Below are 15,860 nucleotides of genomic sequence, written 5' to 3' on the forward strand. Positions count from 1 at the left end.
GAAAACACATGTCAACCGCGGTTAAGGAAAGCAGAAGCGATAAAGTGTTCTTATGGTGCAACTACATCTACCTGACGATAGCGCTCGTCATTGTGCTTTACCCGCTGTTATACATCATTAGCGCCTCAATCAGCGATCCCAAATTTGTAAGCTCCGGTGAGATGTGGCTGCTACCCAAAGGAATTACGTTTGAAGGGTATGCCCGCGTATTTGAGAACACCAACATCTGGATTGGGTACAAAAATACGATCATCTATACTGTCTTAGGTACACTCGTCAACCTGATGGTTACTCTTCCAGCAGCCTACGCGCTCAGCCGCTCTGATTTTGCGGGACGTGGATTCTTCATGGCGATGTTTATGGTAACGATGTTCTTCAGCGGAGGGCTTGTCCCGAGCTACTTGCTGGTTAAGGATCTTGGTATGGTGAACAGCATTTGGGCACTTATTCTGCCGGGAGCTGCATCCATCTGGAATATTATCGTATGCCGTACGTTTTTCCAATCGACCATTCCCAAGGAGCTACAGGAGGCGGCCCATATCGACGGGTGTACCAACACCCGGTTGTTCATCCGAATTGTGCTTCCGCTCTCCATGCCGATCATTGCTGTAATGGCGCTCTTCTACGGGGTCGGACACTGGAACAGCTATTTCAGTGCCATGATCTATTTAAATGATTCCTCGAAGTATCCGCTGCAGCTCTTTCTTCGCCAAATCCTGGTACTTCAGGAGATGGCAGCGCAGGGCGGGGGAGCGATCGATACCTCTTCAGCAACGGCGATGAATTCCAAAGCGGAAATTGCTGCGCTGGTCAAATATGCCGTCATTATTGTTTCAACCTTACCTGTGATTGCGATTTATCCATTCCTTCAGCGTTACTTTGTGCAGGGTGTTATGATCGGTTCCGTCAAGGGATGATCTTAAACCATAATCCACACTAAAAAAGGGGAGTTGTCGTCATGAAAAAGCTTCGCAAGGCTTCATCCATTGTACTCTGCCTTACCCTATCCGCAGCATTGCTTGCAGCTTGTGGTTCCAATGAAGATGGAGGTTCTGCGACTTCAAATGTCGAAGGGGTCAAAAAAGAAGGATTCCCAATTGTGGACAAACCACTTACGTTAAAGGTCATGTCCCAGGATGCGGGCGTTGCCGACTGGAACACGATGCCAGTCCTGCAAGAGATGGAGAAATTGTCAGGCATCAAGCTGGAGTACCAGCTTTCGCCGATCGACAGCTTTGAAACAAAGAAGAACCTGGTATTCGCAAGCGGCGATTTACCGGATATGTTCTATGCTGCGGATCTCAAGCCAGCTGAGCAGGTTACTTATGGAACTCAAGGCATTCTGATCCCACTGGAAAAATACATTGATGAGGGCTATGCCCCGAATATTAAGAAGATTCTCGACGAAAACCCGGATGTTCGCAAATCATTTACAACGCCTGACGGACATATGTATGCATTGCCATTTATTGATACGGCTGCCGTGTGGTACAGAGGCCCGATGTGGTATAACGGGGAATTCCTAAAAGCACTTAATGTAGAGGAGCCTAAGACTACGGAGGAATTATATACGTACCTGAAGCGTGTTAAGGAAGAAGACCCTAACGGCAACGGTCAACAAGATGAAATTCCGCTTACTTCTGTAAAATTGGACGATCTTCGTATGTACTTCTTCGGATTCTGGGGGATGTACAACGAAGGAATCTACGCGGATAAGGACGGAAAAGTTCACTATCCTTATCAAGAAGAAGGTTACAAAGGTTATCTGACGTTCATGAACCGCTTGTGGAAAGAAGATTTGCTGGATCATGAGACCTTCTCCCAAACCGGCGATCAGAAAAAAGCAAAAGGCGAAAGCAACAAGCTTGCGCTGTTCAATGACTACCATCCATACTTCACACTCGGCGGCGAGCCTAGCACAAAACATCCGCTGATGACACCCGTGAAGAGTGAGATCGCGGACTCACCTGTATACGGTAAACACCCAGGTATATCGGCACGTGGTACCTTTGCTATTACGAGCAGCAACCCGTCCCCTGAGGCAACGATGCGTTGGATCGATTATATGTACAGCTATGATGGGGCGACCCTGTTCAATCAAGGTCCTGAAGGTCTGCTGTGGAAATTCAAAGACAAGGAAAATCTCGTAAAAGAGTGGCTGCCAGTTCCTGGCGGCGGGGATCGTGAGGAATATCGCGGTAAAATCACGCCGAACTATGGCATTTTGACACCGGGTATTAATGATCCGGATATAGCGAAAGGTCTTCGCACCGAATTTGATGAATGGCTTGACCAGCAGAATCAAGAGAAGTTGGTGCCTATCGGAAAATCACCTTTCCCTAACGTTTATTTAACAAATGAAGAGCAAAGCGAAGCGACCGCTTTATTATCTGATCTGGATACGTACGTCAAGCAGATGGAAGCGAAGTTCGTAACAGGCCAGGAGCCGCTGGAGAACTGGGATAAGTATATTGCACAGATCAAAAAAATGGGCAGCGACCGTATCGTTGAACTGTATCAAGGGGCCTACGATCGCTGGAACACAGGCCAATAAGAACAAGGATTCCAGAAAGAGGTGTGAACAAGGATGCAGAAATGGTTTGAAGAGGCCAAGCTGGGAATATTCATCCACTATGGCATCTATGCTGTGGACGGGGTTTCGGAATCGTGGTCCTTCTATAATGGAAGGATCTCCTACGAAGAGTACATGAAGCAGCTGGACGGCTTTACGGCATCGAAGTTTAATGCGGAGAAGTGGGCGGACTTGATTGAGAAATCGGGAGCTCGATACGCCGTGCTGACAACGAAGCATCATGATGGTGTTGCTCTGTGGGATACGCAGTATAGTGACCTCAATGTCGTTAAACAGACACCAGCGAATCGGGATCTCGTGAGGGAATATGCGGAAGCAATTCGGGAGAAGGGCATACATCTAGGGATGTACTTTTCGCTGATTGATTGGTCGCACCCGGATTATCCTAGCGTGTTTGAAGGTGGAAAGGTACCGGAGGATCTCAGCAGTGTCAATCGTCATTCAAGTCCTGTGGATGGTGTTCAGGATCAGGAGAAATGGAAGAAATTCCTTGAGTTCAATAACCACCAGCTGCGGGAGATCATGACGAATTACGGAAAGGTGGATCTGCTGTGGTTCGATGGGGACTGGGAGCGAAGCGCCGAGCAGTGGAATCTGCCGGAGTTCAAGCATTACCTGCAATCTTTTAACCCGGAAGTCATCATCAACTCCCGCCTTCAAGGTTATGGGGACTATAAGACGCCGGAGCAAGGTATTCCGATTACAAGACCAGAGGGACCGTGGGAGTTCTGCACCACCATCAACACATCATGGGGCTATGTGCCAACAGACCATAAATACAAATCGTTAAATCAGATCATTCGGATGTTCTGTGATTGTATTTCAATGGGGGGCAATATGCTGCTGGATATCGGTCCGCGCGAGGATGGCACCATTGATAAGAGGCAGGGGGATGTTCTGCTTGGGCTGGGAGAATGGATCCGAACCCATGAAGAGGCCGTCTTTGGAACGGGTGAAGGTATTATGCCTCGCTATTATCTGGGGGGAAGCACCGTATCCGAGGACAGAAAGGCATTGTATCTGTTTGTTTATGACGATCCAAAAGAGAATGTATGCATCAAGGGACTATGCAATAAGATCAAGAAGATTACTGTGCTGCATTCGGGCAAAGAACTTAACCATGAGATTCATGGGGGCGTGCCTTGGTTCAATATCCCGGGGACAACGTGGATCAAAATGACCCCGGAGGACACACATGAGCAGGTGACGGTTCTTAAGCTCGAATTCGACGAGGAACTGGAAATGTACGGCGGTTCAGGAGCCGTTGTTACTCATAACTAACATTACGGGAGGGCATGCACCTATAGATGCATGCCTTCCCTCATGAAGCGGAGAGAGAGCGATATGAATCAAAGTGGAGTTCCTGAGCCGAAAATTGAGTATGCTCCCAAACATTATATATGTAAGCGTGCGCAGGAACCGTTGGTGCTCGACGGCCGCGTAGATAAGGCATTCTGGGGTGCGGCCGATTGGACGGAGGATTTCGTTGATATCGAAGGCGATCTTCGTCCGAAACCCGGAAAACAGACTCGGGTAAAAATGCTGTGGGATGACGACTATTTCTACTTTGCTGCCGAACTGATTGAAGATCAGATATGGGCTACGTTGACCGAGCGGGATTCTGTTATTTTCTATGACAATGATTTTGAGATTTTTATCGATCCCGACGGGGATACCCATCAATATTATGAGTTCGAGATCAATGCGCTGAATACGGTGTGGGACCTGTTATTGGTGAAGCCATATCGGGATGGAGGACCTCCGGTCAACGGTTGGGATATCAGCGGTCTTAAGACGGCCGTACATATCGATGGGGAGCTGAACACACCTGGCGCCGCTAACCGAAAATGGAGCGTCGAGGTCGCGATTCCGTGGACCAGCCTAAAGGAATGTGCAGAAGGCAACCGTCCTCCTGCACCGGGTGAGTTCTGGCGTGTCAACTTCTCACGGGTGGAATGGCAGACCGAGGTGCAGGATGGTGAGTACCGCAAGGTGCTGAATCCGGATACAGGCAAACCTTATCCGGAGGACAACTGGGTCTGGTCGCCCATGGGTATTATCAACATGCATTATCCGGAGCTATGGGGATATGTCGTATTTTCGGATGACGGAACGGATCAGCCCTTTGAGCTGCCAGAAGATGAACGAATTAAATGGGAGCTTCGCAGACTCTATTACCGTGAACGCAATTATTTTGAAGCCCATGGTGAATTTACACAAGATGTGAAGTTACTTATGGGTGAGGAATCATTGATTTGCCAGCCTGTAATTGAAACGACCCGTAGCCTATTCCAGATTAGTACGCCTTCCTCGGATGGCACTACCTTAATCTGTATTCGGGAAGACGGAAAGCTGTGGAAGGAGTGAGCTAGCGATGACCAGCCAAACCTTGGTGTTCTCAATGGATGCACAGTCCTTGGAGCGGATCGAGCAGAAGTTCCAGGAGAAGTTAAACTTTGCAGATACCCGTAAAGATAAGCTGTTTCATGTGTTTCAGCAGCCATTAACGGAAGAAGAGGCATGGGCTTTGAAATATGTGTATGCCTACATGCCCGTGAACGACCTGGCTGATTATGATGGGGAACTGTTCCTCAGTCATGTGCGTCGGGCACTGGATATCCGCAAGCGTGTGCCTTGGGGGGGACGCGTACCAGATCATCTGTTTCTGCATTTTGTGCTTCCCTATCGAATCAATACAGAGAATATTGAAGATTTCCGTGGCATTATCTTTGATGAGTTGGCTGACCGGACAGCGAAGTTATCCATGGCGGATGCCATTCTGGAGACCAATTACTGGTGTCATGAAAAAGCGACTTATATTGGCAGCGATCTGCGAACGATATCGCCGCTGACGATGATTCGAAATGCCCGCGGCCGCTGTGGAGAAGAATCCACGCTGGCGGTAGCCGCTCTTCGCAGCATCGGCATACCTGCCCGTCAGGTCTACACACCACGCTGGGCTCACTGTGACAGCAATCATGCTTGGGTAGAAGCCTGGGCGGACGGTCAGTGGTATTACATTGGAGCATGTGAGCCGGAAGCTGGATTGAACCAAGGGTGGTTCAGTCCACCAGCCCGCAGGGCCATGCTGATTAATACGAGAATATTTGCCGACTATCCGGGACCGGAGGATATTACACTCTCCGAGAAGGGATATACGGAGATCAATTTACTAGAGAACTATGCGCCAGCGCATACCATCTGCGTGAAGGTGATTAATGAGCAGGGTGCGCCCATGCCTGAAGCGAGTGTCCGCTTTGAGGTATACAATAGTGCTGAATTTTATCCCATCGCCGAAATCAAGACGGACGCACAAGGAGAAGCCTCCTTTAAGACAGGCCATGGCGACCTGTTGATTCGTGCGGTTAGTGGTGGCAAGTGGGGTGAAATTCTATTCAAAGCTCAGGACAGCGATCATATTGAGCTCGTGTTGAATTCGTTAGAGCAGCCATCAGGGATCTTGGATTTTGATATGGTTCCTCCTCCGGAAGGGGAGGGAGAAGTGGTGGCTTCGTTACCGGAAGAGAAGATCCGGGATCACAACCGCCGCCTGGAGGAAGGTACGAAGATTCGGAGTGGATATGAGGATACATTCCTGAGTGAGGAAGATGCATTTGCATTGGCTCGTTTGGCAGGACTGCCTCCGGAGCGGGTATGGGATATTTTACAGAAAGCACGGGGCAACAGCCGCGAAATCGCAGCTTTCCTAGAGGAACGTTCCAGTGAATTTGGTGAGTGGCCATTACAGTTGCTGGAGTCGATGAACGAAAAAGATTTGATCGACACTTTTCGGCCAACACTGGACGATCATCTTATAGGTTCACTTTCACAGCGTGGACCATGGGCAGAAGAGACGTTTGTGAAGTACATCCTGTGCCCAAGAGTCTCCTATGAAATGATGGTGCCTTATCGATCCGTATTCCAGAATGCTTATTCCGAGGAAGAAGCAGCGGCGTTCAGGGAAGATCCTTCGAAGCTTGTATGCAATCTGGAACAGAGCTATTCGTATTATGAGGATCTTCCTAACCTGAAAGGTAAGGGAAACCCTGTAGGTACTTACAGCCTGATGAAGGGAGATTCACAGTCGCTCGATATTCTGTTTGTCGCGGTGTGCCGCAGTTTGGGCATTCCGGCCCAATTGCATCCGAGCGAGCAGAAACCGCAGTATCTTAGTGACAAAGGCTGGGAGGATGCGGTGTTCAGTCTCACTTCTTCTCGAAATCAGGAGAGCTCAAGCTGGGGAATGCTGCAGCTTCTCAAGGATTCAGAGGATCGGGAGGATGCGCCGTCAGCATCCTATGCGGAGAATTCTCGTTGGCCCGTCTGGAGGATGGCGTGTACAAAACGCTGATTTATCCCTATGGCCATACCGATGTTTATAGCGATCCATTTGAGGTTGAACCGGGAGCTTATCGCTTAACGACCGGTATCCGTCTGAAAGATGGAACGGTAAGAGTCCGCTTCATCTACTGCAACGTTCGCGCCGGAGACACCACAGAGGTAGCACTGACTTATCGCGAGACGGTGGTAGACATCCCTGTGCTGGGCAAACTGGCAACCGGCAATGAGCTGACTCGTCTGGATGGTTCAGAGGTGGTACTGAAGGATCTTTTGGGAGCTGAGGGGGCCATTGCTGCTTGGATTGAAACAGAACGTGAACCGACCAAACATCTGATTCGTGAGCTGTGTGAGCTGGCTGGGCCGTTGGATAAGCTGGGCGTACCAATCGTGCTGGTGATCGGAGATACGGAATGGAACGCCTCCTTTGACACTGGGGCTTATCCAAAGCTGCCGGTACGTACGATTTTTGTACGGGATTCCAGCTATGCGTCCTTGTCCGGTTTCATCTCGAAACCTGCCGCTCACGAAGCGGGCTATCCGCATCTGTTCGTGCTGGATCATCAGGATCAAATCCGATACTCGGCCTCCGGGTACAAGATTGGTACAGGCAAGGAAGCTCTGCAGATTGCTGCTGCGATATCTCAATCATGGAATGGATCGGAGTGAAGAGGATGACGAAATATATTACTGCTGGTTATGTCGTCGATTCTGTTCTTCCCGACATGACGAATGAGGATCTGTTGAAGTTGACCCATCTGAATGTAGCCTTTGGTCATGTCAAGAATGATGAAATCACCACCGAGCATTTAAAAAACGGAGAGGTTTTCCGTAATATTAAGCGGAAGCATCCGAATCTAACGGTGCTGCTGTCCGTAGGTGGATGGAGTGCTGGTGGTTTCTCTGAAGCCGCCTCAACCCAGTCGGGGAGGGACAGCATGGCTGCATCAGCGGTTAGGGTGCTGGAGGAGTACCCTTTTGACGGGATCGATTTGGACTGGGAGTATCCTTCTTACGGTGAAGCCGGTATCGCATCCAGTCGTGATGACAAAAGGAATTTCACCTTACTTCTCAAGACGATCCGGGAAACACTGGATGCCAAGGGCTCCGAGGATGGCCGTCATTATCTGCTCACCATTGCGGCAGGGGCTGATCAATACTACGTCGACGGTACAGAGATGGCTGAGGTGCAGCAGTACCTGGACTTTGTGCAGTTGATGACCTATGATATGCGCGGCGGTTTTCAGGTTCTGACCGGACATCATACGAACCTGTATACACCAACCGGAGATCTGTTCCGAATTAGTACAGATGCTTCCGTAAATCTGTTCATCCGCGCCGGCGTACCGAAGGAGAAGATCGTCATCGGCGCTGCGTTCTACTCCCGGATCTGGACTGAGGTTCCTGACCGAAACCACGGCCTTCACCAAATGGCCGGTAGCACAGGCGGCTATGGTCCGGCATTTGCCGAGCTGGAAGCGAAGTACATCAATAAGAATGGTTACGTCCGTTATTGGGATGAGGAAGCCTGTGCACCGTTTCTCTTTAATGGGTCGAGCCTAATATCGTATGATGATGAAGAATCGATTCAGTGCAAATGCGATTACGTGAAGGATCAGGGCCTGGCCGGCATTATGTTCTGGGAATACGGCTGTGATCCGACCCATCGTCTGCTGGGTGCGATATATCAAGGGCTTCAAGATGTTCCGGTAGGGAAATAGAAGAAGAGAGTCGGTTGCAAGGATCGGGTTGCCTATAGGAGCCAAAAACATACAAAACCTCCCCGAACCAAAAGGTTGGGGGAGGTTTCTATTTATTTTACGAATCCATCCATTATCCAAGACATTCTTCGTCGTCATCTTCCGGGGAATGGGCGGAGTCGTTGGGACGGTGCATTTTGCGGTACTGTCCTGGGGTATAACCCGTCTCTTTCTTGAATTTGCGGATGAAGTTCGGTGTGTCCAGATAGCCGACGCGAGTGATGATATCTTTTAGCGGGTCGGTCGTATGCAGCAGCAGTCGGATAACCTCATCCATGCGTTTCTGCCAGATATATTGGGTAAAGTTCATGCCGATCTTCTCTTTGAAGGAACGGCTGAAATACGATGAAGAGATCGTGAATTTCGATGAAATCGTACCCAGGCTAAGGTCATAATCGGAGAAATTGGCATCAATATAAGCAACGATCTCATCCATCAGGGAGCTTTCTTCCGTCTCGCTCTTCGCCTCGACATGAGCACAGATCTCGGCAGCAAGTCCTGTCAGTTTTTTCTCCAAATCCTCCAACGAGTCGTAGGAAGTGATCCTTGGAAGTTGATTAACCACGTGATGAATGCCAAGTTCCGAGGCCGTTTTGAGCATCGTATTCAGAATATCGAAGCAGATGCAGCGCAGCAATGGTACAGACGGCATTTCGGATTTCAGGGTATTCAACGCAGTTGATACCATCTGTACCGCCACATCGTAACTGCCCTGTTTCAAGCTCTGAACCAGCTTCAGCAGCACATCCTTAGGTACCCAGAAGGAAGAATCCTGTGCACCGGAACCGGAAAGGGCGTTAAAGAAGGTAGTGCTGCCCTGTCCGTGCAGCATGGATGCTTCCAGCGCGGTTGATGCCTCGATGTAGGATTGGTTCAGCTGCAATGGAGAACTATAGCTGTTACCGATCCCGATCGCGGGAGCGAGTCCGACGTGCTCTGCCACCGTCAATTGTAGTGATTCAACAATAGACGCCATACGAGCATCCAAGCTGGATTCATGCCCGACCTCGGCATGAAATCCGACGATGAGGGCCACTTGGTCTGGCTGTGGAAGCTCCACGCCGTAAGCATAAGCAGACAACTCCGGCAGTTCCATATCGTTGATCAGCTGCATAACAGTACGCTGTTCGGGATGATCTCCGCTGGGAAAAGCGTGCATTTCCAATCCCAAGGTCATAACAAAATAATGGGATCGGTTAAAGCGTATGCCGAGATTATCTGTAAACTCAGAAGGGAGCTCTCCGGTATGACCATGCTTCAGTAGCATAAGCAGAATATGATTACGAGCGTAGGGCTCCTGAAGGTCCACACGCTGGCTGTAATCATGCAGCGTTTTCTTGATCCATTCCAACTCGTTGCTGGTTGTGGAAGGTTCAGGATGATTTTTTAAACGAATGAACTCCATCAAGTCTGATATCGGATGGTATTGTCTTCGGGCCAACAAAATGGCGAGGAAGGTGCCCATCACCACCACGAAGGAGAAAACAAGAACAACAAAGGTACGAATATGGACAATTCGGCTAAAAAATTGATTGCTTGGCATAGCGGTTACATAAGTCCAGCCGGCATCTGATTTGACGGACACAACCGAATGCGGTTCTTTATTTAGGGAGAGGCTGTGTGTTCCCGGCTCAAGTTCAAACAGAGATTTGACTTCCTGTTCGGTAATGGTTTCCCCCTTATAATTGGCGGCCAGCACCTGCCCATAATTATCGAAAATATAAGTCATCCCATGGTAGTCGCTGAGAATGGAATCAATCAATCCGGTCAGATTGGACTCGTGAATCAGGTACATGACAGTGCCGTGGGCGGGCGTATTGTTAGGTGCAATCGGTACAAGGTAGGCCAGCATGGAATTGGGTACTTTGGTTCCTTGAACGACTTGCTCGGCTGGTCGTATCGTAGGGGACTGAACGTTATTCAAATCCCGGATCATGTCCGTTTTGTTCCATGTATTAAATTTGTAGCGGCCCGTGAATACATCCAGGTTCTCAGAGCCCTGAGACGAGTAGATGCTATCATCTCCGCGGAAGAACAGGAATAGTTCATCGATAATGGAACTGGTGGCTTTATATTTGACCAAGGCACTAATCGATTCCCGACTATAATAGGGATGGTGTGTCCAATAGCGGGTTAGCTGCTCATCATATGCGATACGAAATGCGATGTCCTGCAATTCCTTCATGCGGTCATCAATGACCGTTTTCGCTTGGGTCAACTGATTGACATTGGTCTGTTCGATCTCTGAACGGAGCGTGTCCACAGCATTGTGATAAATAATAATAGTTAATATAACAAGGGGGATAAGGAATATGGAGATATAGGATAGTGTGTACTTAAGCAGAAGCTTGGACTTGAAGTGATTCCATTTCATATCTGCAACCTCCCGTTTTTCTTTAGAGCTGCAGCGATAGCGCTCTCATAAAGACAGTGAAGTATTACCGTGATGTCGAGCTGCTGGGTGTTTCCTACTAAAAATATTAGGAGAACTTCTCCAATAAATCAATCAATCTTTTCTAAGATTTAAGGGGAGTCATGCAGAACGTTTCTTGAGAGAATCGAGGTATATAACCATAGCAAAATCCCCTTCAAGTTCACTCCTTTCCTTATGTTACCACACAAGGCTTTTTAAAGAGTATCTACTTAAAGGGGATGATTTTAATCGAGGTTATATTATAATTTTTACATTAAAATTCGAGGTCACACCATCATTTAATCCAGTGGTTCATAATCAAACCAGTCGAAGAGGCTGGGTGCACCTTCTCCTGATGGACTATGGGCATACATGGCAATGATGATTCCTGTGAAGCCACCCGCCACTTCAGTAGAGAGCAGATGGGTTTCGCCTGAGCCGAGGACAGCGGCAGCTGTTGAACCTTGCTGTACGGAGAATGTGAACATATCACGCTCGGCCTGAATCTGTAATATGGCAGGTCCAGTGTCACAATCCTGAATCTGCTCTGTTCTTAATGAACCAACCGTTCGCCGGAATATCATTTTTTTGTAACCGTCGACCCGCGTTATAGCCAGATCATAATGATATTTCTCATTCATATAGACGGTCAATCCCGCTTCGTCGCCATCATGCGTTGGTTCAAAGCTCAGTTTGGCAGCCATGCTGCATAAGAAATGGCTCAAGCGACGACCTACAAAGGCGGGATTTCCACCATCATTGAGAGATAAGGGGGTTCCACGTAGAACAAGATGGCCCGGCTGTTCTGTGAGTGACCAGCTGCCTGGAGCCGGATTCCGCAGGAAGATCCAGTCCAGACCCAGTGTGGTCAAATTAAAATCATCCCGGATTTCCTTGAAGGGCCATTGGACTTCAGGCAGCTGCGGCCCGGTCATGACAGGCTCAATATGTCCGTCATGTCCGATTATAGGCCATCCGTCACTCGTCCAGTTCACGGGTGCCAGAAACGTCTCGCGTCCCAAGTGATGCCGCATGGGGTAGGCTGCCGGACGAAAGCCCAGACATACCGCCCACCAGCTTCCATCCTGTACCTGAACGAGGTCCGCATGACCGGTGGCATGGATACTGGTTTTCATGCTGCGATTCGACAGGATCGGATTGTGAGGGCAGGGATCGAATGGCCCATATGGACTTGTGCTCCGCGCAATGGTTTCCATATGACCGTATTCGGTTCCCCCTTCGGCAATCATTAGATAATAGAGGCCATTTACTTTGTACAAGTGCGGGGCTTCAGGTGCGGCACCACCGGTTCCCCTCCAGATGAACTGGCTCTCTGTCAGCTTGTTACCGGTCAAGATGTCGATCTCACATTGATAGATCCCTTCGCCTTCATCGCCATTACAGGCGGATTGAAAGTAAATACGACCATCATTGTCAAAGAATAGGGAGGGGTCTATACCGTCCTGGGCAACAAAAACAGGATTGGACCAAGGTCCTTCAGGTTTCCTGCTTCGTACATAGAAGTTGCCGCCTCCGCTTACATTGGTAGTTGTCATGTAGAACCAGCCATCATGGTGGCGTAATGTCGGTGCATAAATGCCGCCGGAACTGCCCGCTTTGGCGAGTGGAAGCTGTTCGGCAGAAGTGAGAACATGGCCGATCTGTCGCCAATTTACAAGATCTTTGCTGTGAAAAAGGGGAACACCCGGGAAATATTCAAACGTGCTGGTAACCAGATAATAATCTTCGTCTACCCGACAGATGCTGGGATCTGGATAGAAGCCCGGAATCACGGGATTAGTGTAGTTCGTCATCAATTAGTGCTCCTATTCATTCCAAAGTTTAACGCGATCCTGGACGTATTTAGTGAATCCCTGCTCCATTTTTTCGACACCTGCATCAATCAGCTTCTGCTGATAGTCATTCCAGATGGCATCGAATTCTTCCGGTTTGGCCATGACGGCCTGGGGAATCTGCTTCCATGTAATATCCTTTACCTTGTTGGCTATAATGTTGATTTCATCCTCACTTGGCACAGAGATATTCCATACTGCTCCCCATGGTTTTACCGGGAAATCCTTTTCGTTGGGAAACAAGTCCATCCAGGTCGTTGCATCATAAGCTTTAAGGGTCTCTTTCTCTACATCCGTATAATTCTCAATAATCTGTTCGGGGAAGTTCTTGGTATAATAATTGCCCGTGGAGTCTTTCACGCCATCCCCGTAATGACCACCCATATTGGTGTAAAGGCCTACGCCGGATTCTCTGCTAAAGGCGATATTGTCATTGATAATGCGCTGCTGCACATCCGCAGGTACAACTCGCTTACCGTCCTCCATCGTATATTGCTTACCTTCTACGCCCCAATAGTTAAGGATCTGACCTTCCTCGGAAGCGAGAAAATCCAGAAATTTAATGGCTCGGACCGGATCTTCTGCGCTTTCAGTTATCCCTACTCCCCAGCCTGCCATGAACCCAGTAGACTGATATCGGTTATCCTTGTACTGGTCAGAGAGCATGACAGAATAATGTCCATAGGTTTGATCATTTTTGCCTGCCGCCTTCAGCGCCTTCTCTCCATCGGAGTAGCCCCAGTCTGCATCAATCAGACCAATGACGCGACCCGAAGCGACTTTGGCCAGATATTGGTCGTTTTTCTGAACAAAAGATTCCTGATCAAGCAACCCGGTATTATACATGTGGTTAAGCCACTGAAAATACTCTTTCTCGCCTTCTGTACGGAAGTGATACGTTGCTTCATGCGTTTCCGGATCAATGTAGTATTCTCCATCGCCTGATTTGCCCGTGGTCTCAGCTGCGGGGTTCGTCACGGTAATTTGAATGTGCCAGTCATCGGCGTTTAATGTCATTCCGATATTTTTGTTGCCATTCTCATCGGTAGGGTGCTTCTCCAGATAGGATCGAATGACATTTTCATAATCTTGCAGTGTCTTGATCTGTGGATACCCGGCCTCCTGCACAGCACGATGCTGTAGCTCAAAACCTGCACCTGCCACAAAGTTGACTCCGTCTATGGCTGAGTAGGTTGGGATGACGTAGATGGAGGGATCTTCGTTACTGTAGCGCAGACGTTTGATTTGCTCACCGAAGAGTTCCTTGATGTTTGGCGCATATTGATCGATCAGGTCGGTAAGGTCCAGCATGGCCCCTGCATCAACCAATTTGTCCAAATCCCCCTTGGGACTGATCAGATCGGGGTAATCACCACTTGCTGCAATCAGTGCCAGTCTCTGAGCGGGGTCCGATACTGCGAATTCGGCATCCAGTGTGATACCTGTCTGCTTGGTAATCTCCTTGCCAACATCATCCTGCATCTTATTCCAGTTGGCGTTGGAATCTGCTCCGAAGAATGTCAACGTCATCGGCGAAGTATCACTGGCATTTCCTTCATTTTTTTCTGAGCTTTCATTGCTATTACTACACCCTGCCAACAAGCTTAATGAGAGTGTGAGTGCGACGGAACATGTTGCAATCTTTCTCATCGAATGGACCATATTAACCCCCTGATGTTATCCGTTATTGTCTTGAATGCGTTTACAATTGTCGATTTCAAAAAAAAGTCCTTGCACCCGATCTATAAACATGATTACAATCTTGTTTTTACGACGCATACCCCTCCTTAGCTTATGCTCTATTTGCATCAGTACATGAGAAATTATATCGATACAATGATTGGCAAACCTTGATTTTTCGGTCTTGGAGTAGCATGATATAGACATTCATCCCAACATGAACCATGGAGGGCGAACTGTTGAGCAACGCCTATTTGAATTGGTTTACAGCCGATCTGGCATTTCCGTTCTACATTCAATATGGAGGACATGACGAAGACACTCAACTTCATAAGCATGTGGACTTTTCGGAACTGGTTATTGTTCTGAATGGCAATGCGACACATGTTGTCAATACGGAGGAGTTTTTTGTTAAGAAGGGCAATGTATTTGTAATTAATGGTTCCACTCCGCATGCCTACAGAGATCCACATGATTTTCAGATATGCAACATTATGTTCAGACCCGAAATGCTCGCTTCTACCGGTCCGGATCTGAGAAAATCCAAGGGGTTTCAGGCTTTGTTTGTTTTGGAGCCGTTTTATCGCAGTATTCACTCCTATCCGAGTAAAATGGCCTTGCCTATTCCCAGCCTGGAGTACGTGGAATCGCTAATCTCTGTCATGATTGAGGAGTATAGAAGCAGGCAGCAAGGATATCAGACGATGCTGATCTCCCGTTTTACGGAGATGGTTGTTTATTTGTCGAGGCATTATGAGACACAGGAGAAGGGGATTGAGGGTACTAACCTGATGCATCTGGCGAATGCCATGTCCTATATCGAGGATCATTATCTGGAGCCCCTGACCTTGGATGAGATTGCAGGGAAGTCGAATGTTTCTATACGGCACCTGAACCGGATCTTTCGATCCTATTATCAGATGACGCCCATCTCGTATTTACAGAAGCTGCGTCTGGAAAAGGCATGTTATCTGCTAAAACACGGGAACCTGTCCATTACGGAAATTTCTTATGAATGCGGGTTTAACGACAGCAATTATTTCACTCGGCAGTTCACAAAGGCGTATGGCATGTCTCCCAAAACGTACAGGCAATCTCTATAACATTTCGCTGTGGTGCGATGAACGGAAGAAGTCCAGCGGTATGATGTCAAGCTCCTAAATGTGTTGAATTGGAAATTCTCCTTAGGAAAAGCATCAGTAGCCGAAAAAAATGGCATCAGC

11 protein-coding genes are annotated in these 15,860 nt (G+C 48.4%); 8 read left to right on the forward strand and 3 right to left on the reverse strand.

Annotated elements, in window-relative coordinates:
• Window positions 1-8: 8 nt before the first annotated feature.
• The 7 genes from BMW94_RS10195 (at window position 9) to BMW94_RS10220 (ending at window position 8,652) form a co-directional block, all read left to right on the forward strand.
• The gene (locus BMW94_RS10195; protein WP_076290184.1) at window positions 9-917 is read left to right on the forward strand and encodes a carbohydrate ABC transporter permease; all 909 of its coding nucleotides are present in this window, start codon (window positions 9-11) and stop codon (window positions 915-917) included.
• A 41-nt stretch (window positions 918-958) separates the two neighbouring features.
• On the forward strand, window positions 959-2,554 hold the full coding sequence (locus BMW94_RS10200) for an extracellular solute-binding protein (RefSeq protein ID WP_064640230.1): 1,596 nt from the start codon (window positions 959-961) through the stop codon (window positions 2,552-2,554).
• A 33-nt stretch (window positions 2,555-2,587) separates the two neighbouring features.
• Complete coding sequence (locus tag BMW94_RS10205; RefSeq protein WP_090997872.1) at window positions 2,588-3,874, forward strand: alpha-L-fucosidase; 1,287 nt, start codon at window positions 2,588-2,590, stop codon at window positions 3,872-3,874.
• 63 nt (window positions 3,875-3,937) lie between these two features.
• The gene (locus tag BMW94_RS10210) at window positions 3,938-4,960 is read left to right on the forward strand and encodes a carbohydrate-binding family 9-like protein (RefSeq protein WP_090997875.1); all 1,023 of its coding nucleotides are present in this window, start codon (window positions 3,938-3,940) and stop codon (window positions 4,958-4,960) included.
• Window positions 4,961-4,967: 7 nt separating this feature from the next.
• Window positions 4,968-6,944, forward strand: coding sequence for a transglutaminase domain-containing protein (locus BMW94_RS10215; protein ID WP_254790201.1), 1,977 nt, complete (start codon window positions 4,968-4,970; stop codon window positions 6,942-6,944).
• Window positions 6,908-7,600 (forward strand): thioredoxin domain-containing protein, encoded by a 693-nt coding sequence (locus tag BMW94_RS30915; RefSeq protein ID WP_254790202.1) that lies wholly within the window; start codon window positions 6,908-6,910, stop codon window positions 7,598-7,600. The genes BMW94_RS10215 and BMW94_RS30915 overlap by 37 nt, the downstream gene beginning before the upstream one ends.
• Window positions 7,601-7,605: 5 nt before the next feature.
• Window positions 7,606-8,652 carry a glycoside hydrolase family 18 protein gene (locus tag BMW94_RS10220; RefSeq protein WP_090997878.1) on the forward strand — a complete coding sequence of 349 codons (1,047 nt, stop codon included), beginning with the start codon at window positions 7,606-7,608 and terminating at the stop codon, window positions 8,650-8,652.
• A 112-nt stretch (window positions 8,653-8,764) separates the two neighbouring features.
• Here BMW94_RS10220 and BMW94_RS10225 read toward each other — a convergent pair whose 3' ends face one another.
• The 3 genes from BMW94_RS10225 to BMW94_RS10235 all read right to left on the reverse strand — a co-directional run bounded on the left by BMW94_RS10225 (window position 8,765) and on the right by BMW94_RS10235 (window position 14,619).
• Complete coding sequence (locus BMW94_RS10225) at window positions 8,765-11,065, reverse strand: helix-turn-helix domain-containing protein (RefSeq protein WP_090997881.1); 2,301 nt, start codon at window positions 11,063-11,065, stop codon at window positions 8,765-8,767.
• A 338-nt stretch (window positions 11,066-11,403) separates the two neighbouring features.
• On the reverse strand, window positions 11,404-12,918 hold the full coding sequence (locus BMW94_RS10230) for a glycoside hydrolase family 43 protein (protein ID WP_090997884.1): 1,515 nt from the start codon (window positions 12,916-12,918) through the stop codon (window positions 11,404-11,406).
• Between the two features lie 12 nt (window positions 12,919-12,930).
• Window positions 12,931-14,619 carry an ABC transporter substrate-binding protein gene (locus BMW94_RS10235; protein WP_090997888.1) on the reverse strand — a complete coding sequence of 563 codons (1,689 nt, stop codon included), beginning with the start codon at window positions 14,617-14,619 and terminating at the stop codon, window positions 12,931-12,933.
• A gap of 257 nt (window positions 14,620-14,876) precedes the next feature.
• Between BMW94_RS10235 and BMW94_RS10240 the strand changes: the two genes are divergently transcribed.
• Window positions 14,877-15,740, forward strand: coding sequence for a helix-turn-helix domain-containing protein (locus tag BMW94_RS10240; RefSeq protein WP_090997891.1), 864 nt, complete (start codon window positions 14,877-14,879; stop codon window positions 15,738-15,740).
• The last annotated feature ends 120 nt before the right edge of the window (window positions 15,741-15,860 follow it).

The organism is Paenibacillus sp. OK003 (assembly GCF_900109515.1).
GTDB classification, from domain to species: Bacteria; Bacillota; Bacilli; order Paenibacillales; family Paenibacillaceae; genus Paenibacillus; species Paenibacillus marchantiae.

Excerpts from the sequence above, each read along its gene's own strand:
- BMW94_RS10200 (WP_064640230.1), top strand. The coding sequence starts at position 959 with ATGAAAAAGCTTCGCAAGGCTTCATCCATTGTACTCTGCCTTACCCTA.
- BMW94_RS10215 (WP_254790201.1), top strand. The coding sequence starts at position 4,968 with ATGACCAGCCAAACCTTGGTGTTCTCAATGGATGCACAGTCCTTGGAG.
- BMW94_RS10210 (WP_090997875.1), top strand. The coding sequence starts at position 3,938 with ATGAATCAAAGTGGAGTTCCTGAGCCGAAAATTGAGTATGCTCCCAAA.
- BMW94_RS10225 (WP_090997881.1), bottom strand. The coding sequence starts at position 11,065 with ATGAAATGGAATCACTTCAAGTCCAAGCTTCTGCTTAAGTACACACTA.
- BMW94_RS10195 (WP_076290184.1), top strand. The coding sequence starts at position 9 with ATGTCAACCGCGGTTAAGGAAAGCAGAAGCGATAAAGTGTTCTTATGG.
- BMW94_RS10205 (WP_090997872.1), top strand. The coding sequence starts at position 2,588 with ATGCAGAAATGGTTTGAAGAGGCCAAGCTGGGAATATTCATCCACTAT.
- BMW94_RS10230 (WP_090997884.1), bottom strand. The coding sequence starts at position 12,918 with ATGACGAACTACACTAATCCCGTGATTCCGGGCTTCTATCCAGATCCC.
- BMW94_RS10235 (WP_090997888.1), bottom strand. The coding sequence starts at position 14,619 with ATGGTCCATTCGATGAGAAAGATTGCAACATGTTCCGTCGCACTCACA.
- BMW94_RS10220 (WP_090997878.1), top strand. The coding sequence starts at position 7,606 with ATGACGAAATATATTACTGCTGGTTATGTCGTCGATTCTGTTCTTCCC.